Here is a 26,323-nt window from a genome sequence, read left to right as displayed (position 1 = left end):
AAATCCAAAAAGACAGATTCCCCTATATATTCAAGGTAATAATCCGTCGTACGCGAGCTTAGTCTATTTGTTATAAAAAATATTGACTGACATTATTAAATTCATCCGACTGTTTAGAAGTTATTATTCATGCTAGACTCCAAAGTACAGAACTCTATAAAGAAAATAAAAATGATGCAACATATATTTTTATCATTTTAGTGATTTAGCTTATTTATCATGCAATTACTCTATCAAATACCCCAACAACCTTAAAATTCAACAAGTCATCTTCTGACAACTCTATGTTTTCATATTCATCCATTGTCGATAATGGCTTAAGTACGATAGATTCATGTTTCCATCCTTCATCGGAAATCACTTTTTTGCTATTATACTCTTTAACTGTATAGCCTGATCCGAAAGCTGGGTCTTTAATTGAAGTTGACTGCACCAACACTATTTTGCCATTTCTAGAACCTCCTTCATCTTGTTTAAATAAACAATAAGAACCATTGGGAATTATTTTATTCATTGATTCACCAACAACTTTACAAACAAAATATCCTTTTTTAGCTGAAATAGAAAAAGGAGGTTCAATCCAGGTCAACTCAGAATGTGATTGTAAATCACTGAACTTACCAGCAGCAGCTGATATATCAATTAATGGAATACAATTAATATAAGGTTTAATATCTTGATCACTTAAAATTCGGAAAGGAAATTCGTTCTTATATGTTACAATATGATCTTTAAGATAATCTCTTAAGCCTTGGTTACTTGCATAAACATACGTCCCTTTTATGCCCCTGTACATAATAGTCTTGTAAATATTTATTATGTACGACTTAAGTACATTTATATCAGGCACCCCTTTTTTACCATTCAAGTCGAAGTATTTCTCTGGATAAATCAGAATTGTATTACTTTTTTTATCATAATCGATTTCCTTACCAAATATTACTGCCGCATAGTTTAAATCATAGCCTTGTGTAGTATGAATACATCCAACTTCATTAAACGCGTTTGCTGAATTTATCCAATCTTTATCAGTTGAATTCCATTTAAAACTTAAACCATCTAAATCAATATCAGTTGTGCCAGAATGTGGAGTTGGGTTTAATTTTGGGTTAGAGACCCATGGCCAAGAATAACCAGCAATCATTCTGCAAAGTCCGAACTCATTTTCTTTTTTTATTAATTCTCTGCGCAAGACATTAAAATCATCGAAAAATAATAACTCGTATTTATCATCTTGATATCTATCTTTTTCAACTCTGTTAACTTGAAGTAAATCATCAACAAATTGAATGTAATTATTACCTCCTTTTACACGCATTTGAGATTTTAATTCAAGACACACTGAATTATCATCGTTTAAAAGCAAATTAAAACGTTCTGAATCAACATCAGATGGCTTTACCGATTGAGCTGAGTCGTAAAAGAATATCTGATTTTTACTATTTGCGATTATCCAATCTAACTCAGTTCCCGTGTCATCTAACCCCAGTTTTTCATTATTTTTTTTGAAGGCTCCCATCCAACTGATATTTTTATATTTTCTCAGTCTATGAGCCTCGTCAACAACCAATAAATCATACTTTTCACGAAGCTTGAATGTATCTGAGGGATTTATCACCATTGACGGTTTTAATCCTGGAATCATTCTAAAAACATGCTCAAGAGATTCCCTCAGAGATGTCATCGCCACTACTAATCCTATTTTTGCATTTGGGTACTTGGCTCTAAAATTTTTTACAAACTCTATTTCTTTTAATTCATCTTCATTGAAGTCATCTGTTTGTAACTCATCGCTATTTGTATTTAATAGTTTGATTAAATAAGTTGCAAGAATAGTTTTTCCAGTCCCAGCACTTCCGCTAATAAATATCCTGCTATATTTCTTTGAAGTTAAACCCTCTAAAATTTCTAAAACAGAATCATATTGATCCTGATTTAGGGCTTTATAGGGCGAGTATTTAAATAATTCAGAGTTTTCAATTTCTGCTAATGATTTAGTTACGATTCTTCGTTCTATTAGCTTATTCCATACTTCTTTAAAAAGATTTTTATAAAGATCTTGTTGGTAATAGTTATGGTTTATCAACCCATAATTACCATTTTGAAGTTTGTAAGCCCCTTCGGCTATTATATACTGAATAAGCTTTGATTCAATATCAAGAGTTGCAGATTTATTGAATTTATCAGAACCGATTATCGAAATTGTGTCAAGCTTGCAACGTTGAGGATTTCCTAAATGATTTTTTATTCTACTAAGTGCATTTGTTGATTCACCAACATAAGCAACTTTTATATTGTCGTTTCGTATAAAATAAACAAGTGGCCATTGATTTTTTACCCAAGGATTCTGTTCTATCCTATTGAGAGAATCTTTATGAAAAGGATATTGTTCTGAAACTTCTATTGCTAATTCAAAAGACATACTCATAATTCATTATACTTTTTTGCATTCCCTTTTGACTTGTCAACAGGATATTTTTCTCCATTTTTTTTTATCTTTTCGAGTACAATATCTTTGACATTAAGATTGTATTTTTCAGCTAATAAAAAAGCATAGGCGAATACATCTGCCAATTCTTCTTTAATTTTCTCTTTGCTTACCCCATCATAATTCTTCCATAAAAACAGTTCTAGCAATTCTCCTGCTTCAACATTGATCGCAAGGGCTAAGTCTTTCGGATTATGAAACTGTTCCCAGTCTCTTTCATTTCTGAATTTCAAAAGTTCTTGAATTATCTCTTCGATTTCTTTCATGCTTGAATAATTTTTATTTATAGCTAGTTGTTTTTGTATGGTTACGTGTAATATTCGTTCTTGTTGCAAAGAGTTGATAATCTGTGAACCAACAAATTACTCAGACACGCTTTGAAGCAACTTAGTCAAATTGCAAAAGCCAACTTGAATTTCAACAGCCGATGGGCGAAATTCACTCACTAAGTTTTTGGTAGGCTAGGATTAGCAGCGCCCTTTGATTTAATCTTTCGTTTACGATTTGTTTCGGTTAATTGTTTCAGTCTTGTTTTTGCAATATTAAAGTGTTCCTTTAATATCTTTTTCAAGCCTTTGATTTCATCGTCATCATTCGGGTTTTTTAAAGAAATCACTTGATCAAAATTTATCCCATGCCTGTAACTTCTCGCAGAAACATCACCAAGTATTAAAAACAGAAATTGACAGTAAGGAAAAATAGTTTTTATCATTTCCGCTTTTTGTGAATAAGTCAATATTTCATGAGTGTTTGGTTGCCCTTTTTTTAGTTCAAGAATGACAAATGGAAGCCCAGCATGATGCGAATTTTGACCACTATCTTTTTCAAGAACAACTTCAATCAAAGTTTTAGCTTCTTTCATGACTTTACTGTCCTTTTGCTTAACAGTTTTGTCGAATAGAATTTTGTATATGGTGATATCTTGTTTAAAGCACCAAATTTCAAGTTTTGTCTCGCCGTCCGTTGGTATATAAATATGTTTATATGGAACAGGAACCTCCGTTTCAATTAAGTATGGGGACTTAACAATATCTTTTAATTTTTGAAATAGTATATCTCTAAGTTCTTTTTCTGACATGAACTTGTCTATTTGTGTATTATCTAAGATTATCCCTAACTCATAAATATACACAACTACCCACATATATACAATATATAAATACCATTGAAAATCTATATCCTACCCAAATTCCAATAAACCATTACTTAGTAAAAAACAAAAGCACCTTATTATTCATAAGATGCTTTCCGTTCTATCAGCAAAATCAATTTTCATTAATACCCCCTCATATTCCCCCTCGGTAAAATTTAAAAGCTTACCCACTATTATTTATTATTGAGCTTTACTACTGACGATCATCAGCTTCGTTACGAATTGAGGGTTTCTTTATAAATGACACCACCCCAACATATACAATCCACAAAACCGAAAACGCAATCAGTCCTTTCAAATTCGAGAGAATATCTTCCTTATCGTAACGGCCATGTATTCGTTTACGGAAAAACTGATTGGAATATTCCTGCGCATATTCTATAGACATGCCCAGCAAATACAGGAAAGCAAATATGAGTATATGTCTGCTAAATCTTTTTTTAGCGAACAATACATTGAGAAATGCGGCTGCTAAAAAATAAAATAATGAATGTAACTCCTTATCATAATGCCTGAAAGCCGAGGGCAATTTTACCATAAAGCCAATAATAGAAACTGCCAGAAAAAGAAAAGCTAAAAAAAGATTGGTTTTTTTATTTTGGAACAATGTCATTTTAAGGTATCGGCTTGTTGATTGGTTTAGTTATCAGCACAAACTAACACTATTTGGAAAACGAGCGGAGAATTTTACAGGGAACAAGCGTTATGCCAACTTGCAGCACCTGGTGTACACTCTCAAAAGTTCTAAAAGTAATGCTATCAACAGTGTCATTAAATTCTTACCAGCCGCATCAGTGGCTCAAAAGAATACAAGGCAGGTCTTCTGCCTGCTGCTTCCTGACGAGTTGTTATATATCCGGCTTCTAATAACCTTCTTGTAAAAATTGATGCGGTAGGTGCAGGAATACCTGAACTTCTGGTAAACTTACTATTCCTGAAAACGGGATTGGTAAATATAAAATCTAATGCCTGCAAGCTGTATTTTGATGACAGTATTTCTGAAAAATTAATTTTCATTTCATCATACAAGATTTTAATTTTTTCAGCTATCTGTAAGTTTCTGATGGCTTGTTTCTCTACTGCCTGTAGAAAAAAAATACACCACTCATTCCAATTACCAGCTGCAGAAACATTCCGCATAATATCAATATACTCATCTTTATGTTCCTCCAGAAATCCACTGATATAAAAGTGCGGCTCTGAAATAACCCCCTGTTTCCACAAAAACAAAGTAATCAGCATCCTTCCAATTCTTCCATTACCATCCTGAAAAGGATGCAGTGCTTCAAACTCCAGGTGCATCAATGCTGTTTTAATTAATACAGGGTCGTCACTATGATCCAAATAATTAAATAAATTATCCAATCCGTCTGTGAGTTTTTCCGGACTAACAGGTATGAACTGAATGGTTTTCCGGATCTGATCTGCCAGAAAATTTTGTTCTTTTTTAAACTCACCAGGCGACTTAGATGCACCCCTTCCCAAATACAATAACTGCTGGTGCAGTTGTTTTATAAAACTGGCTGAGATAGGGTAACCTTCTTCCAATGCTTTTTGCGCGTTTTTTAACGCCCGCTGGTACAATACCGTTTCAATAATATCAGCTCTTACCGGCAAAGCACTATCGTCGCCCTCATCGCTCTCCGCCTCATATTGCATGATTTCATCTATGGTGCTGATCGTTCCTTCTATCCTTGATGAAATAACAGCTTCCTGACTTCTCAAGGGAGCCAGCAATATTTCATTGTTATGCAGGTTTTTCAACATTTGATCATATCTGCTTAATGCATCTGTAGCACTAATTAGATTCTTAACCAACCTATTGTAATCCAGTGACTTAGGAGGAAATTGATCGTAATGATACCTGACGGCATTATCAATTTTAAAATCAACCATATACTGATTTGTTAATAAAATTAAACTATTTATTATAAACAAAGATATTTGTATATATTATTTGACGAAATTTTATATACTAATGGGTTTGTAGTAAGTATACTAGTGACAAAAGTTTTTGTTACTAAAAAATGCCGAAATATTAGTAACAAACGATTTTGTGGTGGTTTTTTTAGTAACAAATGCGCCCGGTATGGTAAAACACCCTGACTGTGTACTACTGTGCTTTCAGTGGCAATTGAATGCCACAGAGCACTCAGAAAGACACAAAAAAATGCGCCTCATTGCTGAGGCGCATGGTAAATAAATCAGTTTTACCTATAAGATTAATACCCCCTCACATTCTTCCCCTCGATAAAATTCAGGAAAGCCTTATTCACCACTTTGTTACCACCCAGTGTGGGGTAGTTGCCGGTGAAATACCAGTAGCCGGTATTGGTGTTTCTACATGTAGATAGTGTCCGCAATTTTTCAATAATACAATATCAGCATTGGGAAAGAGTTCGGCAAAGCGATCTGCCAGATGTTTACCCGAGATCGGATCATCTATTCCATTGATTAATCGTATAGGCACAATGAATTTTAGCAGGGGCATAACCCAACATTCCCTTTATACTTTTCGTTCTTCTATATAGCGAATACGCTTTAGCAACATTGAAATTCCATTATTCGTGGATATCAATTTTCATGTTTCATGTAAGAACACTTTTAACGGGGGATGCGCTTTACTAAACACTTTAGTCTGGCTTTTTTCATCGACTTTTCAGGCATGGGCTTAACTACAAAAGGGGCCAGGTGAATCTGCAGTATTGGGTATTTCTATATTAGCTTCTAACAGTCGAAAAATATGTCCATACTATAAACAGAAATTGTAATGGAATTCTGAACCATAAGTAATCTAAGCCATTACCGTCAAAAGATGCTTTTTGGTAATCCACATGTTTTACGGAAGCGTAAATATTTGCAGGGATCAGCAGTATAAAAAAAACAATTAATACCCAACCTGTGTACGTATGCAATCCTGGAATCAGTAGACAAATACCCAATAATATCTCTAAAAAACCAGTAAAATATACAATCTCCGTTTTTAAAGGTACTACCGGAGGTATCATTAAAACCATACCTTTTGTAAATACAAAGTGGCCTATTGCTGTAAAAAATAACATTGCGCACATCCCAATTCTCGCAGATAAATAAGGATCATATTTTTGGGTTAGTAATCTTATTGCAAAAATTGAAATCAAAAAAACACTGACTAAAACGACTAATGGTTTCATTGTTTTATTTCAATTTAATTTTTATAGCTGAACGTTGCTGCTTCAATTCAAAAACAGATTCCTCGAAAGTAGCAGCTCTTAATGCCGGTAAAATATTATTTGAAAAGCCATATTTTTCTTTGGGAATTCCAAAAATGTTCTTATCCAGTTTATAATTATTATTCTCGTCTAAAAAAACTGCTATTGCATACTTTCCATTGGGAATATCTATGAAATCAACAGATATTTCTTTTTGATTATAAACCTTTATTTTTTCACGATAAATAGCTTTTTCGTTGATCCTGAAAGTAGAAGATTCATTATACCAGCCAATATAAAGATCCCCTTTTATATTTTCAAGATTAGTAACTATTACTGTTTGTCGTTTATCTTGACTAAAACAAATAAGGCTGCCAGAAATGCCAATCACAAGTAGTATTAAATTTTTCATCACCGGGTTCGTTTAATTATATACCGCAAAATTGACCGTTTACTTAGAAGTAAACAATGAACCCAGGTTAAGAAATTCGTTTTCTGATTCTACTTAATGCCTGTGGCGTTATGCCGATGTAAGAGGCAATGTATTTAAGAGGAATTAGTTGTAATAGATGGGGCTGCTCTGTAAATAAATTTAAATAACGCTCCTCAGCAGTTTGTGTCAATAACGACAGTTCTCTTTTCGATTTTTTGATGAACAAATCTTCGGAAGCTTTACGCCCAATTGTATTTCCAATATGAGTTGTTTCATAAATATTTTGCAGGTCATCAAAAGAAAGTCTCCAAACAGTAGTGGGCGTTAAAGTTTCTATATTGTAAACAGATGGACTTCTGGTCAAAAAAGAATCATAACCACTTACAAATACTTTTTCAAAAGCAAAGGAAAATGTCACTTCATTATCTTCATCAGGAATATAAAAACGAACAATCCCTTTTTCAATAAATGAAAGATAATTTTCTATGTTTCCCGCGCAAAGAATTTGTGTCTTTTTGGCGAATTCTTTTTTTGAAAGTTTTGAGGAAAAAATCTGCCAGTCTTTATCGGTTATTGTAAATGCTTGTTTAAAATACTCTTTGATTTGTTCCATGACTTACACTTAGTATTTGGTTGATATTACCTTACCGCTAACTCATGAATATACGAAACACAATATGTGTATATTAAAAAAATCTATTAAAAACCAATATCACTTTTCCAAAAACAGCATACAGAAAAAATGCGCCTCATTGCTGAGGCGCATGGTAAATAAATCAGGTTTACTTATAAGATTAATAGCCCCTCACATTCTTCCCCTCAATAAAATTCAGGAAAGCCTTATTCACCACTTTGTTACCTCCTGGTGTGGGGTAGTTACCAGTGAAATACCAGTCGCCCGTATTGGTGGGGCAGCTGTCGTGGAGGTCTTCAATGGTCTGGTAAATAACTTCTACCGGTGTATCTATTTCAGCCGGTGTTATGAGCTGTGCAATTTTATCGGATATCTCTTCTGTGGTAAAAGGCTTGTACACCTGGCGCACCACATTCTCCGTATGCAGCTGTCCATTGCGTGTCAGTTCTTTTATTTTCTCATGTACTTCCGTGAGTACATGTTCCATATTTCTCTCTTTCAACAGAGCAATAGCGGCGCGGAAGGCAATAAAATCACCCAGCTTACTCATATCAATACCATAACAATCGGGGTAACGGATCTGCGGTGCAGATGATACCACAATGATTTTCTTCGGTTTTAAACGGGCCAGCATCCTTACAATACTCTCTTTGAGCGTGGTACCACGTACAATGCTATCGTCTATTACCACCAACGTATCTTCTCCTGCACGTACCGTTCCGTAAGTTATATCGTACACGTGCTGTACCATTTCATTCCGATTGGCATCTTCGGTAATGAATGTGCGGAGCTTTACATCTTTGATGGCTATTTTTTCCTGGCGAATTTTACGGTTCACCATTTCTTCCAATTTCTCCGGTGTAAAATCATTACCCCAGCTCAGTATACGTTCTACCTTAATTTTATTCAGGTATTGCTCCATGCCTTTTACCAGTCCGTAAAAAGCTACTTCGGCAGTATTGGGTATATAAGAGAAAATGGTATTTCGCAAATCGTTGTTGATGCGTTCCAGCACCGTCTGACTCAGGTGATGTCCCAGTGCAATTCTTTCCCTGTAAATTTTTTCATCACTACCGCGTGAAAAATAGATGCGTTCAAAACTGCAGGCCCTTCTTTCTTTGGGTTCCAGTATTTTTTCAATCGCGTAATTTCCTTTGTCATCCACAATAATGGCCATGCCGGGCATGAGCTCCATCACTTCATTCTCACCTACATTAAAAGTGGTTCTGATGGCAGCACGTTCACTCGCTGCCACTATTACTTCATCATTAATATAATAATAAGCGGGGCGTATACCATGTGCATCCCTCATCACAAAACTCGATCCATTACCCAGTAAGCCTCCAATGGTATAACCACCATCAAATAAAGGAGTGGCTTTCTCCAGTACTTTTTTTACCTCGGCAGCATTCGGATTCAGTTCATCTTCCTTCGCCAGAAAATGATGGATCACTTCCATCATAGCAGCGAGATCGCTCTGTTTCTGGAAATCACCGGGACTCATATTGATGAGGTCGAAGAGCTCATCCGTATTCACCAGGTTAAAGTTGCCTGCCAGTGCCAGGTTTTTACCCGGCATGAGGTCGCGCTTGATGAAGGGGTGACAAAACTCTACATTGTTCTTACCCTGTGTACCATACCGCAGGTGACCCAGCAACAGTTCTCCCATAAAAGGCAGATGGCCCTTCATGAGTCCGGGATGCTGTTTAATATCGGGCTGGTATTTCTCCAGTTCCTGTATTTCCTGACCTATTTTAAAGAAGATATCGGCGATGGGTTGGGGTGCGCTGCTTCGCTGGCGGTAGAGAAAGGGGTTTCCGGGTTCGGTATTCAGTTTCACGGCGGCGATACCGGCACCATCCTGACCACGGTTGTGCTGCTTTTCCATCAGCAGGTACAGCTTATTGAGGCCGTAGGTTACCGTTCCATGCTTTTGCAGATAATAAGAGAAAGGTTTACGGAGTCGGATGTAGGCGAGCCCACATTCGTGTTTGATCTCGTCGCTCATGATATATTTTAAAAAGAAGTGGCGAAGTTAACAACTCCGCCACGTTTTATAAAGTTAATTGTAAGATGTACTCATTTCCGGTCTCAGGGTCTCTGCCAGCCAGAGGAACTCATTGGTAAACAGATCAATAGACTTACTAAAAGATCCATCTATCAGCTCACCCTCCTCATTGAATTTCTTATCTACAAAGGGTGTTACCAGCATATAAGGTGATGGAATGCCAAATAAAGCAGGCACCAGTAATAACAACTGCTGACTGGCCCGCATACCACCCATGGCCCCTGTTGATGCCGTTACTAAACCAAAGGGTTTATGGCTTTGTTTGGGAAAATGATCCATCAGGTTCTGTAAGGCTGGTGAATAGCTGCCATTGTATTCCGGTGTTACCAGTATAAAGGCATCTGCCGCAAACATTCTTTCTGCTAGGGGTTTAAACTCTTCAGGTGTGTTTTCTACTGAATTGAATACTTTTTCCAACAGCGGCAGTTTCCAGTCGCGCACATCGATGATATTTACCTGGTGCTGGGTGGTGGCTGTCAGGTGTTTTTGTAAGAACAGTGCTACTCTATGGGTTACACTGTTTGTTCTGGGACTCCCAGTTATGATTTCTATATTCATTTTTTGCAAGTTTGGGGTTAGTGATGGCTGATAGCTAATGGTTCATGGCATATGGCTGATAGTGCTTTTCTAAAGCGCTATGCCTTCTTCTATATGCTATTCCCCATACGCCATTAGCTATTCACTATAAGCTATTAACAATATTCTTTCTCTCCGGTTCAGTATGCAAGCTACTATTCTATGCTGCTCAGGTTGCTGATACAGCTGAATTCTGTGAGATTCTTTCGTTTATCGAAAACCTGAGAAGTTTTCCCTGCGTGATCTCTGCGTTCCCTTCCTTTGTCAGGGTGACGTGAGAAACCCCACCGCAGAGAACATGAGAGCGCAGAGGTTTCGCAGGGATTTATTGACTTATGGATGTATTGATTTCACTACTGCCACTGAGTGTTTTTGAGACGGGGCAGAGTTTGGCGATCTGGAGCAGCCTTTCTTTCTGTTCGGCGTCCAGGTTGCCATGCAATGTAATATCACGTGTAAAGATGGTTTTACCTTCTACTCTTTCCAGTTTCACAGATACGTCTACACTTTCCATTGGCCATTGTTTCCTGTCGGCATACATGCGTAAGGTTATGGCAGTACAACTGGCCAGCGATGCTTCCAACAATTCATCGGGTGCCGGAGCTGTATCCTGTCCGCCTTTTTCCACGGGTTCATCCGCACCAAATAAATGCCTGCCGTTATCCAGCTGTACCCGGTATTTTGTTGTTGCAATGCTGGCTGTTGTCATACTGATTGATTTTATAAGTGAGGGATGAGGGGTGAGTAGTGAGTAGTGAGTGATTAAGGTATTGTAAAGTTTAGAAAACTTTGTAATTAGGCAACCCTGAAAGATCGCTCAGACCTATACTCACTACTGACTACTCACTGCTCACTATTACGCTTGCTTAATCATCTGTACTGCTAAATGAAGCTTCACTTCATCACTTACCACTACGCCACCTGCTTCTGTTACTGCACCCCAACCAAGACCGAATTCTTTACGGTTGATTTTTCCGTTGATTTCGAAACCGGCTTTTGCCTGACCCCATGGGTCAACCATATTACCACCGAATTCTACTGTAAGGTCTACGGTTTTGGTTACATCACGGATGGTTAAATCGCCGGTGAGTGTATATTCATCATCCGATTTTTTGGTAAAGCTTTTTGATACGAATGTGAGTTTCGGAAATTTCTCTGCTGCGAAAAAGTCGTCGCTTTTCAGGTGCCCGTCGCGCTGTTCGTTGTTGGTGCTTACACTGTCTACATCTGCTTCAAAAGAAATTTTAGCATCGCTGAAATCAGCGGCTTCACTTTCCATAGTAGCATCAAATCTGGTAAAGCTACCAGTAACATTGGTAATCATCAGGTGTTTTACCTTAAAGGTAATTTCACTGTGTGCTGCGTCGATTTTGTAAGTTGCCATTGTGTTTGATTTTTTATTTTGATAATAGTTTATAAATAGTTGACTGTGTTGGATCGGGTGAGTAGTCAGTAGTGAGTAGTGAGTGGTTATAAAAAAATCGTTACTCACTACTCACTACTCACTACTCGCTATTCCTCAATCAGCACCCCCATTTTCCCGAGCTGGTAGTCGCGGAAGGCTTCCATGAGTTCGGTCTGGTTGTTCATCACAAAGGGGCCGTGTGAGGCTACGGGTTCATTCAGGGGTTCTCCGGTTCCGATGAATACCACACTGTCTTCTGTTGCTTCCAGTTCAAAACCTGTACCATCGTTATTAAATACAGCCACATATTTCCCCTCCACTTCACCATCACCCGTTACATTGATTTTTCCCTGTAACACATAGATGAAGGCATTGTGTGTAGCTGGTATTTCAAAAAAGAACTTTCCTCCTTTGCTGAATGTAGCGGTGAATGTGTTTACATCTGATAAAGTATGGATCGGACCTTTCACGCCATTCAACTCACCTGCAATGATGTTTACGCTTACGCGTGCATCTTCCGTTTTCACCACCGGTGTATCTTCTGCCGTAAGTGGTTGATATGTGGGCTTATCCATTTTATGTTTGGCGGGTGTATTTACCCATAACTGAATCAGTTCCTGGCGACCTCCTATTTCGTGGATATCTACGGGAGGTCTTTCACTGTGTATTACGCCCATTCCTGCATTCATCCACTGTGTACCACCTGCATATACCACATTATCATTACCCCTGCTATCGCGGTGATGTACACCTCCTTTGAATATAAAACTCACAGGTGAGAAACCACGGTGTGGGTGCGGACCTACGCCTGCATGTTTGGTTGCTACATGGGTAGGTACTTTGATGTCTGCATGGTGCAATAACAGAAAAGGATCTATTCTTTCCGCTTTCTGTGATGGAAAGGGTTGCCTGATGGGCATACCACCCATATCCATCGGTGTTGCGTATAATATACTTTTAATCGTTCTGTTCGCTTTCATCTTATGCCTCCTTTATCATAGGAACATCGATCAATAAAATTTCTGCGGCGGTATCGGCTTTGATATCGAGTGTGCTTACTTCGGTAATACCCAATCCGTCTCTTTCATTCAGTTGCTGCCCGTTAATGGTCACATCACCACTGATGACAAATACATACACACCGTTTTCCTTTCTTTTGATTTCATAGGTTTTTTCAATACCCGCTTCGAGGTTGGCGAGTGAAAACCAGGCATCCTGGTTAATCCATACGGCATTCTCATCATCGGGTGCCACCACAGTGAGTACCTGGTTTACCCGATCTTCGGGTTTAAAAGATTTTTGCTGGTAGCGGGGTTCAATATCCCTTTCTTTTGGGAAAACCCATATCTGTAAAAATTTTACTTCTTTGTCGTTGTTGGCATTGGTTTCACTGTGCGCAATACCGCTACCTGCGCTCATGATCTGTACGTCGTGCTGACGGATGATCTCATCTCTACCGGTAGTGTCCTGGTGATGCAAATCGCCAGACAAGGGAATCGAAACGATTTCCATATTGTCGTGTGGGTGTTTACCGAAACCCATACCACCTTTCACTGTATCGTCATTGAGTACGCGAAGCGCACCAAAATGTATACGGTCGGGACTATAGTAATGACCAAAACTGAAGGTATGGTAGCTATTGAGCCAGCCGTGGTTGGCATGACCCCTGGTATTTGCTTTATGTAAGATCGTTTTCATATGCTTTTCGGTTTATAATACATGTACATACATGTATTTGTTTAAAAAATTTTAGTTTTCGTTTTCCCGTATTTTTTCGAGCAGTTCATTGATGCTGGCCGCATCCGCTTCGCAGATGGTAATGGTATCTGCGTAGGCTGCATCGAGTTGTTTGGTACTGGCTTCCAGTACGGCAATGCCACTTTGGGTAAGTGAAATCACTGTTTCTCTTTTGTCTGCTTCCGACGTAGCACGCTTCACCAATTTCTTAATTTCCAGTCTGTCAATGATCCTGGGAACATTTGAATTCTTTTCAATCATGCGGCAGGCAATATCTTTTACACACATCAGTTCCGGATGTTTTCCTTTCAGTATGCGTAATACATTGTACTGCTCATGCGTTAATCCAAACTCCTTCAGTTCCCTGCTCATTACTGTCTTAAGCCACCAGGCTGTGTACAGTATATTCAATCCTGCCTTCTGCACTTCGCTTTTGAATTTTGTACTTTGTATGGCTTGTTCCAGTTTCACAACACAAATATACGTGTATGTACATATAATTTCCAAATTTATTTTTACCTTGTTTCTAAATCGTTAATTATCAATTACTTAAAAGTATTAAGTAAGGAATGAAAATTAGATGTATCGATTACTAGGCAAGTTTTATGGCAGCGTTACTATACAATTACCCGCTGTTTACTTTTTTGTCTTGACACAAAAAAGTAACAAAAAAAGTCAAGGCTGTCGAAAAAAAGCTAAAATTCATTGCATTCAGCTACAATGGATGAAGTCTAAAGCCAAGCTTTTAGTTCATTGATTGATCGTAACTGCGCTTCGGCAATTCAATAAAACCCAGCATCATCTATTGCTTAACGCTTCATTCCATGAATTTCTTAACGCTTTTTTTCGAAGGCCGAAATATCGTTAGTGCAAGGTTGAACATTACGATTGTTTACAGATTTAAGTTTACTACTTAGATATACCACAAAAAAAGATCACCATGATAATCATGGTGATCCACATTCTTTCACTATTTGTCAACACTACTTTCTCTGTTCCGTATTCCTTATTTCTTATTCCCTAGTTTTTCCTCGCCTTGTCTGCTTTATCAGCCGCTGCTTTCCAGTCTTTGATGCTATCACAACCGGTGAAGTCTTTATCGATGGATACAAAATAAGTAGGGATATGTTCTTTGAACCATTTTTCCAGCGCTTCATTCTTTTTGAATTCAAGGGCACGCTGTGCAATACGGTTATAATCATCCATCAGGTTTTCACGATGGGGTTCGGTTCTGCGTTTCAGGTATAATAAACGAACCGCTTTACGGCCTCTTTCATCGGTATATACCTGTGGTGCTGAAAAATCGCCGGGCTTCAGGTCCTTTAATGCTACCACCATATCCTTATCCAGCATATCGATGCTCAGGAAAATGTTTCCATCCTGACCAGCTGTAATGGCACCCGCATTGAACTTGCTGTTTTCATCATCACTGTATTTACTTACAGCTTCCCCAAAAGCAATGGTACCAGCTTTTAACTGTTTGCGTACAGAGTCCAGTTTGGCTACTGCTTCTTTTACTTCATCATCTGTTACCGGAGGTATACGCAGAATATGGCGTACCACGGCTTCATCACCCGAACGCGACATCAACTGAATGATGTGCAAACCAAATTTTGATTTAACTACCTGCGATACCTGATTTTCTTTTAAACGGAAAGAGGCAGCAAGAAAAGCGGGATCCCAGTTTTTATCGTTTCGGTTTAAGTTGTACTGTCCGCCTGCATCTTTACTACCTGGATCTTCAGAATATAGTTTTACCAGGGCTTCAAATTTCTGTGTACCATTTTCTACCTGCCGCTTGTAGTCATACATCTGCTTCGATACATACTCTTCCACATCTCTGTTGGCTTTGGGTATGATCACGATCTGGCTCAGTTCTACCTCACTTTCATAAAATGGTAAACTGTCTTTTGGTATTTTATTGTAGTAGGCTTTTACTTCGGTGGGTGTGATCTTTACCGTTTCAATGATTTTATTCTGCATCTGCTCTGCGAGTTTCTGTTCACGGAAAGTGATCCTGAAATCTTCTTTGAGCTGATAGATGGTTTTACCTGCAATTTCTTCCAATACATCTTTTGAACCGTATTGCTGAATAGCAGCACGGATACGGTTATCGATGGTGGCGTCAATCTCCTCTTCGGTCACACTCAGTGAATCTTTTTCTGCCTGTAAGATCAATGCTTTCTGTATGAGCTGACCTTCCAGTACCTGGCACTCCGTTGGTATGATTACATTTTCCTGTCCCTGATACTGGCGCTTCATATCGGAGATGGCATTCAGGATATCTGAACGCAGAATGATTCTGTCGCCTACCTGTCCCACAATTTTATCGGCCACCACTTTTTTGGTCTGTGCCATAACCGATACCAGTCCGGCACAAAGCATAATAACAATCAGCAATACCTTTTTCATATCTATTCTATGAGTTCCAAATTTAGTTAATCGGCCCCTGTTTTCTCAGGCTGGCAAGGGTTTTAACAAAAAGCTGTGAGCTTTGGGCTATGAGCCGTGAGCCTTACACTAAAAAAAAGGATCGAAAGCTATCTATTGAGCTTTCAATCCTTTCTTACAATTATCTGGCTCGAAGCTCGCAGCTCATGGCTCGTAGCTTATAATGTTCTCTTCACTTCTTCTTCTTCGAATGCCTCTACGATATCACCTACTTTCAGGTCGTTGAAGTTTTTGATGGTAAGACCACATTCCATATTCGATGCCACATCTTTCACATCGTCTTTGAAACGTTTCAGGCTGCCCAGTTCAGCTGCCTGTCCTTCACCTTTCGGATATTCAACGATACCATCGCGGATGATACGGATCTTACTGTTACGGCTGATCTTTCCTTCGAGTACAAAACATCCGGCAACGGTTGCCTTATCGAATTTGTATACTTCACGTACTTCCACATTGGCCGTAATTTTCTCCTGAATCTTCGGTTCTAGCATCCCTTCCATCGCGCTCTTGATTTCGTCGATGGCTGTATAGATGATAGAGTAGAGTTTAATTTCCACGCCTTCTGTTTCAGATAATCGGTTGGCCTGCATGGAAGGACGTACGTTAAAGCCAATGATAATGGCATCGGATGCGGTAGCCAGCAACACATCACTTTCAGAGATCTGACCCACACCTTTGTGTACAACACGTACCGCAATTTCTTCGGTAGACAGTTTCTGTAAGGAATCGCTCAGGGCTTCTACCGATCCATCCACATCACCTTTGATGATGATATTGAGTTCTTTAAAGTTACCCAGTGCCAGACGGCGACCGATTTCATCAAGTGTAATATGTTTTCTGGCACGCAGACCCTGTTCACGTAATATCTGTGCACGTTTGGTAGCTGTTTCTTTTGCATCAGCTTCGTCTTCATACACTTTAAATTTCTCACCAGCCTGTGGTGCACCGTTCAGACCCAGTATTACTACCGGTGTAGAAGGTGGCGCTTCTTCAATACGCTGGTTACGTTCGTTGAACATGGCTTTTACACGACCATAGTACTGACCGGATACGATCAGGTCGCCCTGACGCAGGGTTCCGTTCTGTACCAGAATAGTAGCTACATACCCACGACCCTTATCGAGCGATGCTTCAATAATGGTACCCGCCGCTTCTCTTTCAGGATTGGCTTTGAGATCGAGTAATTCGGCTTCCAGTAATACTTTTTCGAGGAGCAGGTCTACATTCAAACCCTGTTTCGCCGAGAGTTCCTGGTTCTGGAACTTACCGCCCCAGGCTTCTACCAGGATATTCATCTGCGATAACTGCTCGTATATTTTCTGTGGATTGGCTCCGTCTTTATCAATTTTGTTCACCGCGAAAATCATCGGCACATTGGCAGCCTGTGAGTGGCTGATGGCTTCACGGGTTTGTGGCATCACCGCATCATCGGCAGCTACCACAATGATGGAGATATCCGTCACTTTCGCACCACGGGCACGCATCGCGGTAAACGCTTCGTGACCAGGTGTATCGAGGAAGGTGATGGCTTTTCCATTGGGCAGTGTTACCTCATAGGCACCAATGTGCTGGGTAATACCCCCTGCCTCGCCCGCTACCACATTGGCATTACGGATATAATCGAGTAAGGATGTTTTACCGTGGTCTACGTGACCCATGATGGTTACAATCGGCGGTCTTGGTACCAGGTCCTCTTCGCTGTCTTCATCCTGTTCATCATCAAACTCATCTGTTTCATCTACACCAATGAACTCTACTTCAAAACCATATTCACTGGCAACCAGTTCAATTACTTCTGCATCCAGACGCTGGTTAATAGATACCATGATGCCCAGGTTCATACACTTACCGATTACATCGGCAAAGCTTACATCCATGAGGTTGGCCAACTCACTCACGGTAACAAATTCTGTTACCTGCAGCTTGTTGTCGTCATTCATTTCATTACCCATGGCTTCAGCGGCTTCATCGCGCTTGGCTCTTCTGTATTTGGCTTTCAGGCTCTTTCCGCGACCACCTGTTCCGGCCAGTTTGGCCTGTGTTTCACGGATTTTCTCCTGAATGGCTTTCTGATCTATTTCTTTTTCTTCAACAGGTCCGCCACCTCTTCTGTTTCTGTCGCCACGGTTTCCTCCGCCCTGTCTGTTTCCGCCACCCTGACCCTGGTTGCGGTTAAATCCGCCACCACCGCCCTGGTTATTCCTGTTATTGGCAGGAACGATCGGACGATTCGGACCGGTTAACGGACGTCCATCCGGACCCACCTGTGGTGGTGGTGCGCCGCCTTCTTTCTTGTCTACCGGAATACGTTTACGTTTACGTTTTTCGTCTCTGGCAATGGGTTTCGGACGGGTATCGCTGTTAACGGGCAATTCAATTTTTCCAAGAATCTTGGGACCTTCCAGTTTTTCTGCTCTGATATTTTCAATAACAGGGGGCGCTTCTATTTCTTCAGGAGCAGCAGGCAGTATTACAGCAGGAGGTTCAGGGGTAACAACAGGAGCAGGCTCTTCTTTCTTTGCTTTTGGAGCGGGAGCGGGTTCTGCTGCCGGCGTTTCTTCTTTTTTCTTAGCTGCTTTTTTAGGACGCGTAGAAGAATCGATAGCTGACAAATCGATCTTATTGATCACTTTTGGTGCCTCGATCTCGGGTGCTTCCACTTTTATAAGTTCCGGTACCTCTGCTTTTACTTCTGCTACCGGTGCTGGTGCTGGTTCTGCTACAGGTGTGGGTTCTGCTACCGGTTCTGCTTTTACTTCTGGCTTGGGCTCTTCTTTCGGGGCTGCTTTCTTCTCTTCTTTCTTGATAAAGGAAATTTCTTCCTCGTCTTTTTTCTTTTTCGCTTCGGCCTGTGCTGCTTTGGGTATTTCTACCTGATCGGCCTTGTTCTTAGCTACCTTATCACTCTGGAACTCTGCCTGAAGGGCATAGTACTGGTCCTCCGAAAGCTTGGCGGTAGGCTTCAGGTCATCTTTATTAAATCCTTTCTTCACCAAAAAGTCGATCAGGGTATCCTGACCAATATTAAACTCTTTGGCGGCTGCTAACAGTCTTGGTAATTTCAGTTCTGACATTCAAATTTTTTTGGTCCAATGGTCCATAGTCGTTGGCCCATGGACTATGGACAATTGTCCATGGACGAATTTTATGGCTACAATCTGACCGGGCAATGTTTAAGTTCCGGACAAATATAGCGCCTTAATAGCTGCTTATTCCTCTCTGTCGAATTCTTCCTGTAATATTCTTCTTACTTCTCCGATGGTTTCTTTCTCCAGATCGGTTCTTCTTTCCAGTTCTTCGGCGGTCAGATTCAGGATACTACGGGCGGTATCGCAACCGATACGTTTGAATTCATCAATTACCCATGGTTCAATCTCATCGCTGAATTCATCCAGATCAATATCAAATTCATCTACCACTTCCTCATCTTCACGGAACACATCAATTTCATAACCGGTTAATTCACAGGCCAGCTTGATGTTTACACCACGGCGGCCAATGGCCAGTGATACCTGATCGGCTTTGAGGTACACTTCTGCATGTTTTTTATCATTATCCAGCTCCATATAGCTGATTTTAGCAGGCGTAAGAGAACGCTGAATCAGTAACTGGATATTGGTAGTGAAATTGATTACGTCGATATTTTCATTTTTCAGTTCACGCACGATGCCATGAATACGGCTTCCTTTCATACCCACACAGGCACCAACCGGATCAATACGGTCATCATAAGATTCAACCGCCACTTTCGCGCGCTCTCCCGGATCGCGAACTATTTTCTTAATGGCAATCAAACCATCAAAGATTTCAGGTACTTCGATTTCCAGCAGCTTGGCCAGGAATGTGGGGCTGGTTCTGGAAAGAATGATAACCGGTGTATTGTTTTTAAGGTCTACACGCTCAACCACCGCACGGATATTCTCTCCTTTTTTGAAATAATCCTGCGGAATCTGCTCAGATTTAGGGAGAATCAGTTCATTACCTTCTTCATCCAGTAATAAAACTTCCTTTTTCCATACCTGGTATACTTCAGCGCTGATGATTTCGCCGATGCGGTCACCATATTTCTTAATCAGTACATTCTTCTTCAGGTCGCTGATACGGCTTGCCAGTGTTTGCTTGGCGGCCAGGATAGCACGGCGACCGAAGTCAACCATATCAACCTCTTCATACAATTCCTCCCCTACTTCAAAGTCAGGTTCTATTTTAACAGCATCGGTATAACCTACTTCTGCCAATGGATCAATTACCTCGCCATCTTCTACAATCATACGGCGGCGGATGATTTCAAGGTCACCTTTCTCTGCGTTTACGATTACGTCGAAATTTTCGTCGCTGCCATATTTCTTACGGAGCAGGGTTTTGAATACGTCTTCTACGACTTTCATCATCGTGGGACGATCAATATTTTCTGCGTCTTTAAACTCCTGGAACGCTTCAATGAGGTTGATACTAGCCATGTCTTTAGTTTTAATATTTCCTGCTGAAAGCTATGAGCCGTGAGCTATGAGCTGTGAGCAATAGGATTTTAGAATTTGATTTGAACGGTTGTTGATTTTATATGATTGAATGGAATAACCAGTTGTTGTGTGACTGCTTTTTTGCCTTTGCCTTCCGTATGCTCCATTATAATATCGGCTTCGGCTACTTCCAGCAGTTTACCTTCTTTTTTGCTGCCATCCAGAAACAGCACTTCAATAAAACGACCTATATTCTTTGTATACTGTCTGTGTAATTTCAAGGGTTCATCAATACCGGGTGAGGATACTTCCAGTGAAAATTCGCCTTCCGGATACATGCCGGTTTCTTCGATCAGCTTGTATAGTTTTCTGTTGAAAGACACGCATTTTTCAATGGCAAGACCCTCATCTCCATCCAGGAACACTTTTACGTTATGGGTCGGCTTAATGCGTACTGATACCAGAAAATAGGCGGGTTCTTCCGCCAGCATCGTGGTAATCAGCCCTTCAATCCTTGAAATTTCTGTTTCTGTTGACATATCTAAATAGAAGAAGGGAACGCTTCCGTTCCCTTCTATTGTTCTTTTCCTTCTGCAAACATACGATTAAATAAGCGAATATTCCAAATTTCCTCCTCACCCCCTTCCCCTCTCCACTTTGTGGAGAGGGGTGGCGAGCCGGGGTGAGGAGAATGTTTTATTTTTGCGGGATGAAGATTATTTTATGGGGTTTACTGATTTACTTTCTGTACAACCTGGTTTTTAAGATTGTGGTTCCCGCCACCAAAGTAGCTTCACAGATGAAGGATAAAGTACGTGAAATGCAGGCCCAGCAGGAAGAAGCACGCAAACAATTTGAACAGCAACAGCAATACCAGCAACAGGCCCAGAAAGCTGCTGAAGCAAAGAAAAGCGATGATTATATTGATTTTGAGGAGGTGAGATAGTCAGTAGTGAGTAGTGAGTAGTGAGTGTATTCGTTTTCTACTCAGTACTGACTACTCACTACTCACTATTTCCTGCACCAGCATCCCCGGCTGTAACCAGCGGGTCTGGAGTCCGGCGGCCCGGGCGCCTTCGATATTTTTCAACGTATCATCTATGAAAAGTGTTTCTGCAGGATTTAATTGTTCCAGCTCCATGATTCTGGTATAGGATGCCGGATAGGGCTTGCGCATACCCAGTTCGTGCGAATAATAAGCGGTGCGGAAATATTCATTGAAGGATCTGCCCCCAAAACGCTCTTCAAACATCTTCATAAAGCATTGATAATGAATGATATTTGTGTTTGAATACAGGTATACGGCGTATTTCTTACCGATGGCTTCCAGCCATTCCAGTCGCTCGGTTGGAAAATCCAGTAAAAGCGCATTCCATGCTGTTTCAATGGCCTGGTTACTCAGATTTGTACCCGTTTCTTTACGAAATGCCTCATAAAAAGTCTCCGGATCTATTTTACCCGTTTCCAGGTCTTCAAAAAGGGTATTGGAGAACTGCTGATTGAAACGCTGGCCAAAATCTGTGATGCCCAGATCAATAAAAGCCTGTTCGGTTAACTGATAATTGATATCAAGAAAAACGCCACCGAGATCGAAGAGAATGTTTTTAACATTTGTCATGCTGCAAAACTATGCATCATCACTCACTGAATCGGCTCCTTCAATCCTTTTTGCTCTTTAATAAATAAGATTCCGTCGAATACATATTCCCATTGACTCATTAAAGACCTTGTATGAGAAACCGGTATCATATACAGCGGGCTTCTCAGCAAATGATCGCCGGGTAATGTTTTCAGATCTGCAAACAAAGATTTATCCGTTTCACGATTCAACAGTGTTTCTATATTTCCCTTGGGCGGATCAATTTTTTCAACCGGATTGTCGAGGTTTATCCAGGCCCTTGGCGTATAGGTGCCCGAAAGAGAAATACAGGCCAATGAATACACAGATTCATGTCCTTTTTCTAGCAGCAACTGTGTAAATGATTTTACCGTATCCTTATCAACTGCATTTTGATAGATGGCCCCCGATATAGGGTGATTCTCTACCGCTTTGCCATAATCTTTTATTGCATGATAGTTGGCGGTCCATATAATCACCTTTTTATTTTTATACCTGTTCTCTAATAACCAGTGTGCATTGGCTGCCATATGTTTTACACGGTATTGCCTTAACCATGTTTGTTCTGCTTTCGCCCTGATATTATAGATAAGTTGTTCTTCAAAAGAAACAACAGATCTTGGTTTACCCCTTAGTTCTTTCTGTAAACGATCGCACCAGCTATAAAACTTCGTCTGCGCAACTGTATCAAATCTGTTACTGTTATTCATGACCAGACTATCTACTACTGAAAGAAACCATACTTTGTCTGCACTTTTTTCCAGGCTGAGTTGTTTTTCTTTCAGTAAAGCTTCTAACCGCAAACGAATATTACGTTGTGCATAAGGCGAACTAAACGTAGTACCAAAACCATGCATGATAACAGATTCGGCTTTTGTTGTTTTTTCTGACAGATAATTCCATAGCGGCTGCATGGCTTGCGGACTTGACCAATGCGGGTGTACAACTGTTTTACAACTATCGATTGTACTTATTTCATTAAAAGGAAAAAAATCACTTTCCCATAGTAAAACCGTAAAGCCTTTTTTCTCTATCAGGTATTGTACTATTTTACTTTTCGCCTGCATACTGGTGGCATCACCATGATCCTGTTCGCCCAATATTACAATCCGGCTATCGCCAATAGCCTTGCCTATATAATTCAGATCAGACAGATTTTCCGTTTTCACATCAAACGGTTTCATGTCTGCGATCCATTTATTTTGTGCTTTGGATGCTATCAGAAACATACATACACATACACTTATTAATATTAGCTTTCTGATATTTATTTTCACGATTCTGGTTTTAACGGTTGCTGTTTTCATTAAAAAAGAGCGGGCAAAATAAAATGTTGCAAAAAATGTTTTCTGTGATTTTGATAAATGGTGCAGAAAAAAAGAGCTCCTGATATGTATGATTTGAAACGTAAAAAAATGACAGTTGCTTATTCGTACGGGTGTACTTCATATCCCCTTCGTTTTGGAAAACGTTTTTATCCTTCAAATGATTTAACCAAGTTCATACATATTTTAACCCCGGAGGCTATTTTGTAAAACACAGCAATCAGAAACAGTACATTCATTTTCTGATGCCGGATGTGTCAGCTGATTATTTTGATATTTCATCCGGAGATTCATCTTCAAAACAAGCCAACCATGTTACACAAACCATTACTGAAAACATTATTTCTGTTATTACTACCGGCTGCTGTTTTAGCGCAGGGCGGTAATAACACGCCTCCTCCGGAACCTTTTGCAAGAATTCAGAAACCCGGTGAAAAGGAATTGTACATACCCGGAAAGGTTTTTCGTATTCCTGATAATAATAACTACAACAGCGATACCAGTGAATTCAGTTATTCACGCATGGTAGAATCGAAAAATATAGTCGTATTCTGGTCAAAAGAGTTTGGCAAGGATCCTATGAGTAATCCTGTTGAATCGAAACGTTTTAACGTACAGGATGCTATTAAGGAACTCGAAAGATTTTATGATTTCTATGTAAACAAATTAAAGCTGGTGGTAAAAGGAAAATCTTTTACCGATCAATACAAGATGATCTTATATGTAATCGGCGGTGAGGGTGCTACTGCTTTTGGTGGCGGTACAGAAAATAAAATCGGTTTATTATGGACACCGGCAGTACGTATGAGCAAAGCACCCTATGGCGCGCTGGCACACGAACTTGGGCACTCCTTTCAATATATGATACGTGCGGATAATGGTAAGGGGCCCGGTGGACCTATTTCAGAAATGTCGGCCCAGTATATGTTATGGCAGGTATATCCGGAGTGGATGACTTTTGAAAATTATCACCTGAAAGATTTTATGAAGAAAACGCATTTTGCTTTTCTGCATCCCACCAATATGTATCATTCACCCTATGTATTTGAATACTGGTCGAATAAACATGGTATTGAATTTTTTGGTGAATTTTCTCGCGCCACACTCAACGGAGAAGATCCTGTTACTACTTATAAACGCATCACCAACCTTACCCAGGAACAATTCAACGACGAAATGTTTGATGCTTCACGGAGGTTTATTACCTGGGATATGAAACGCATTGAACAGGTTGCAAAACCTTATGCCAACCAGCATGTAACCATCATGAATGACCTGAAAGATGGGTGGTTCAGAATTGATAGCACCCGTTGTCCGCAGAACTATGGTTATAATGGTATACAACTAAAAGTACCTGAGGCTGGCACAACCATTTCACTGGATTTCAAAGGTGTTGTTGGCAGTACGGGATTTAATGCTGTTAAAACCGATAAGGCAGGATGGCGCTATGGTTTTGTGGCCTATCAGAAAAACGGCAAACGTGTATATAGTGATGCAGGAAAAGAGGCCAGCGGATCTTTGCGATTTACCATTCCCAAAGACACTGAATTTCTATGGTTAACCGTAATGGGTGCCCCCACAGAACACTGGCCCATTCCCGGCAGACCCAGAAACCCATCACCCAATGCTGCGCCGGTACTGGAAGAACAATGGCCTTATCAAATTAAGTTAACAGGAACCAGTTTGGTAGATTCAATTATCAAATAATCAATCCTCTGCGAAAACACTGTGTCCGCATGTTCTCTGCCGTCCCTTCCTTCATCAGGGTGACGTTAGGAACCCCATCGCAGAGAAAGGAGTTAACAGAGGTTTCGCAGGGTTATTTTATAGAACATCATTTGCTTTTATAATTTTTTCAATGGCCGCTTCTGTGTCGTTAAAGGGACCGGAAGCGGCTATTTTAATAGTGGCCATGGCTGCACCAAAAGCACCGGCATATGCTATGCCTGCCCCTTTTATTCGCTGGTAGAGATAACCCGCCATATAGGTATCGCCACAACCGGTAGCATCTGCCATAACAGTTGGTTTGAATGCCGGTATTCTATACAATTCTCTTCCATCATAAATCATAGAACCTTTGGCACCCAGGGTAATAACCACTTCTTTCACACCCCAGTCAGCTAATTTTTTTGCAGCGTTCCGCATATCTGTTTCACCGGTTATCGTTTGTGCCTCTTCTTCACTGGCTTTCAACATAGTGATATAAGGAAGTACTTTTTGTTTGTCTTTCCAGTCAATGGCTACTACCTGTTTATTGATTACGCTCCGCAGGTATCCTTGTACATCCAGAGAAACCACCGTTTGTGCAGCCAGATTAATAATCAGTTCTGTTACTATATCATTGGCCAATAAGGGCCCAAGATGAATATATTTCGACCGTACATTTTTCAGGTCTTTAGGATTGAAGGGATCTGCCTCATGTAATACTCTTTGTATACGGTGGTCTGATGTATCAGGATAGATGTTTTCAAAGTATACGGTATGTATGCTGGGCAAAACCGTTATGTCAATATTATTATGCTTCAGTTCATTTGCAAAAACCATATCTTCTTCAGCCAGTGTCGTTATCAACTGATAGCGAATGGGCATTGATTTGATGGCATGCGAAAAATAAAAAGAAGTACCACCAGTCATATGAACCGTATGAGCGGGTGTTACAATTTTATCGTGTGTGAGGTGGCCTATGCAGGTGAGATCGTACATGTTTTATCCTTAGTATCGAAAGTTACAAACTTCAAAGAAGTTTTTGATATGGACGTGTTGAAAGATCTAGCATCAAATAAA

Annotated in this window: 25 protein-coding genes; 2 read left to right on the top strand and 23 right to left on the bottom strand. The window is 40.0% G+C overall.

Annotated features, from left to right (window positions below; genetic code table 11):
* Nucleotides 1-217: 217 nt before the first annotated feature.
* The 20 genes from BC659_RS07775 to BC659_RS07685 form a co-directional block, all read right to left on the bottom strand.
* On the bottom strand, nucleotides 218-2,422 hold the full coding sequence (locus BC659_RS07775) for a DNA/RNA helicase domain-containing protein (RefSeq protein WP_211340752.1): 2,205 nt from the start codon (nucleotides 2,420-2,422) through the stop codon (nucleotides 218-220).
* A gap of 2 nt (nucleotides 2,423-2,424) precedes the next feature.
* Nucleotides 2,425-2,754, bottom strand: coding sequence for a nucleotide pyrophosphohydrolase (locus BC659_RS07770; protein WP_133474153.1), 330 nt, complete (start codon nucleotides 2,752-2,754; stop codon nucleotides 2,425-2,427).
* Nucleotides 2,755-2,933: 179 nt separating this feature from the next.
* Nucleotides 2,934-3,566: a hypothetical protein gene (locus BC659_RS07765; RefSeq protein WP_133474152.1), complete on the bottom strand. Its 633-nt coding sequence runs from the start codon at nucleotides 3,564-3,566 to the stop codon at nucleotides 2,934-2,936.
* A gap of 268 nt (nucleotides 3,567-3,834) precedes the next feature.
* The gene (locus BC659_RS07760) at nucleotides 3,835-4,254 is read right to left on the bottom strand and encodes a hypothetical protein (RefSeq protein WP_133474151.1); all 420 of its coding nucleotides are present in this window, start codon (nucleotides 4,252-4,254) and stop codon (nucleotides 3,835-3,837) included.
* A 158-nt stretch (nucleotides 4,255-4,412) separates the two neighbouring features.
* Nucleotides 4,413-5,537: a Fic family protein gene (locus BC659_RS07755; RefSeq protein WP_133474150.1), complete on the bottom strand. Its 1,125-nt coding sequence runs from the start codon at nucleotides 5,535-5,537 to the stop codon at nucleotides 4,413-4,415.
* Between the two features lie 376 nt (nucleotides 5,538-5,913).
* Nucleotides 5,914-6,111 (bottom strand): alpha/beta fold hydrolase, encoded by a 198-nt coding sequence (locus tag BC659_RS16835; RefSeq protein WP_162847386.1) that lies wholly within the window; start codon nucleotides 6,109-6,111, stop codon nucleotides 5,914-5,916.
* Between the two features lie 250 nt (nucleotides 6,112-6,361).
* Nucleotides 6,362-6,814: a DoxX family protein gene (locus BC659_RS07750; protein WP_133474149.1), complete on the bottom strand. Its 453-nt coding sequence runs from the start codon at nucleotides 6,812-6,814 to the stop codon at nucleotides 6,362-6,364.
* A 4-nt stretch (nucleotides 6,815-6,818) separates the two neighbouring features.
* Complete coding sequence (locus BC659_RS07745) at nucleotides 6,819-7,244, bottom strand: DUF2141 domain-containing protein (protein ID WP_133474148.1); 426 nt, start codon at nucleotides 7,242-7,244, stop codon at nucleotides 6,819-6,821.
* Nucleotides 7,245-7,311: 67 nt separating this feature from the next.
* Nucleotides 7,312-7,878, bottom strand: coding sequence for a Crp/Fnr family transcriptional regulator (locus BC659_RS07740; protein WP_133474147.1), 567 nt, complete (start codon nucleotides 7,876-7,878; stop codon nucleotides 7,312-7,314).
* Between the two features lie 181 nt (nucleotides 7,879-8,059).
* A complete protein-coding gene (locus tag BC659_RS07735) occupies nucleotides 8,060-9,907 on the bottom strand; it encodes an amidophosphoribosyltransferase (RefSeq protein WP_133474146.1) in 1,848 nt (615 codons plus the stop codon).
* Nucleotides 9,908-9,961: 54 nt separating this feature from the next.
* A complete protein-coding gene (locus BC659_RS07730) occupies nucleotides 9,962-10,525 on the bottom strand; it encodes an NADPH-dependent FMN reductase (protein WP_133474145.1) in 564 nt (187 codons plus the stop codon).
* Between the two features lie 343 nt (nucleotides 10,526-10,868).
* Entirely contained in the window at nucleotides 10,869-11,252 is a 384-nt protein-coding gene (locus tag BC659_RS07725) for an OsmC family protein (RefSeq protein ID WP_133474144.1), read from the bottom strand.
* A gap of 147 nt (nucleotides 11,253-11,399) precedes the next feature.
* Nucleotides 11,400-11,927 (bottom strand): YceI family protein, encoded by a 528-nt coding sequence (locus tag BC659_RS07720; protein WP_133474143.1) that lies wholly within the window; start codon nucleotides 11,925-11,927, stop codon nucleotides 11,400-11,402.
* A 128-nt stretch (nucleotides 11,928-12,055) separates the two neighbouring features.
* On the bottom strand, nucleotides 12,056-12,928 hold the full coding sequence (locus BC659_RS07715) for a pirin family protein (protein ID WP_133474142.1): 873 nt from the start codon (nucleotides 12,926-12,928) through the stop codon (nucleotides 12,056-12,058).
* A 1-nt stretch (nucleotide 12,929) separates the two neighbouring features.
* Nucleotides 12,930-13,646, bottom strand: coding sequence for a pirin family protein (locus BC659_RS07710; protein ID WP_133474141.1), 717 nt, complete (start codon nucleotides 13,644-13,646; stop codon nucleotides 12,930-12,932).
* 51 nt (nucleotides 13,647-13,697) lie between these two features.
* A complete protein-coding gene (locus tag BC659_RS07705; RefSeq protein WP_133474140.1) occupies nucleotides 13,698-14,156 on the bottom strand; it encodes a MarR family winged helix-turn-helix transcriptional regulator in 459 nt (152 codons plus the stop codon).
* A gap of 549 nt (nucleotides 14,157-14,705) precedes the next feature.
* Nucleotides 14,706-16,097, bottom strand: coding sequence for a peptidylprolyl isomerase (locus BC659_RS07700; RefSeq protein ID WP_133474139.1), 1,392 nt, complete (start codon nucleotides 16,095-16,097; stop codon nucleotides 14,706-14,708).
* A 197-nt stretch (nucleotides 16,098-16,294) separates the two neighbouring features.
* Complete coding sequence (gene infB, locus BC659_RS07695; protein WP_133474138.1) at nucleotides 16,295-19,210, bottom strand: translation initiation factor IF-2; 2,916 nt, start codon at nucleotides 19,208-19,210, stop codon at nucleotides 16,295-16,297.
* Between the two features lie 135 nt (nucleotides 19,211-19,345).
* A complete protein-coding gene (nusA, locus tag BC659_RS07690; RefSeq protein ID WP_133474137.1) occupies nucleotides 19,346-20,596 on the bottom strand; it encodes a transcription termination factor NusA in 1,251 nt (416 codons plus the stop codon).
* Between the two features lie 68 nt (nucleotides 20,597-20,664).
* Nucleotides 20,665-21,135, bottom strand: coding sequence for an LSm family protein (locus tag BC659_RS07685; RefSeq protein ID WP_133474136.1), 471 nt, complete (start codon nucleotides 21,133-21,135; stop codon nucleotides 20,665-20,667).
* A gap of 170 nt (nucleotides 21,136-21,305) precedes the next feature.
* On the opposite strand from BC659_RS07685, the gene BC659_RS07680 reads away from it, so the two are divergent.
* Complete coding sequence (locus BC659_RS07680) at nucleotides 21,306-21,542, top strand: hypothetical protein (RefSeq protein WP_133474135.1); 237 nt, start codon at nucleotides 21,306-21,308, stop codon at nucleotides 21,540-21,542.
* Between the two features lie 51 nt (nucleotides 21,543-21,593).
* Here the strand turns inward: BC659_RS07680 and BC659_RS07675 are convergent, their stop codons facing one another.
* Both BC659_RS07675 and BC659_RS07670 read right to left on the bottom strand, forming a co-directional pair.
* On the bottom strand, nucleotides 21,594-22,214 hold the full coding sequence (locus BC659_RS07675; RefSeq protein ID WP_133474134.1) for an HAD family hydrolase: 621 nt from the start codon (nucleotides 22,212-22,214) through the stop codon (nucleotides 21,594-21,596).
* 23 nt (nucleotides 22,215-22,237) lie between these two features.
* Nucleotides 22,238-23,443 carry an erythromycin esterase family protein gene (locus tag BC659_RS07670; protein WP_162847389.1) on the bottom strand — a complete coding sequence of 402 codons (1,206 nt, stop codon included), beginning with the start codon at nucleotides 23,441-23,443 and terminating at the stop codon, nucleotides 22,238-22,240.
* A 408-nt stretch (nucleotides 23,444-23,851) separates the two neighbouring features.
* Here BC659_RS07670 and BC659_RS07665 point away from each other — a divergent pair, with 408 nt between their 5' ends.
* Entirely contained in the window at nucleotides 23,852-25,246 is a 1,395-nt protein-coding gene (locus BC659_RS07665) for a DUF6055 domain-containing protein (RefSeq protein WP_133474132.1), read from the top strand.
* 117 nt (nucleotides 25,247-25,363) lie between these two features.
* Here the strand turns inward: BC659_RS07665 and BC659_RS07660 are convergent, their stop codons facing one another.
* Nucleotides 25,364-26,242 carry a PfkB family carbohydrate kinase gene (locus BC659_RS07660; RefSeq protein ID WP_133474131.1) on the bottom strand — a complete coding sequence of 293 codons (879 nt, stop codon included), beginning with the start codon at nucleotides 26,240-26,242 and terminating at the stop codon, nucleotides 25,364-25,366.
* Nucleotides 26,243-26,323 lie beyond the last annotated feature (81 nt).

It is taken from the genome of Sediminibacterium goheungense, assembly GCF_004361915.1.
In the GTDB taxonomy this organism is placed as follows: Bacteria; Bacteroidota; Bacteroidia; order Chitinophagales; family Chitinophagaceae; genus Sediminibacterium; species Sediminibacterium goheungense.
This window is presented reverse-complemented; position numbering and strand designations above follow the sequence as displayed.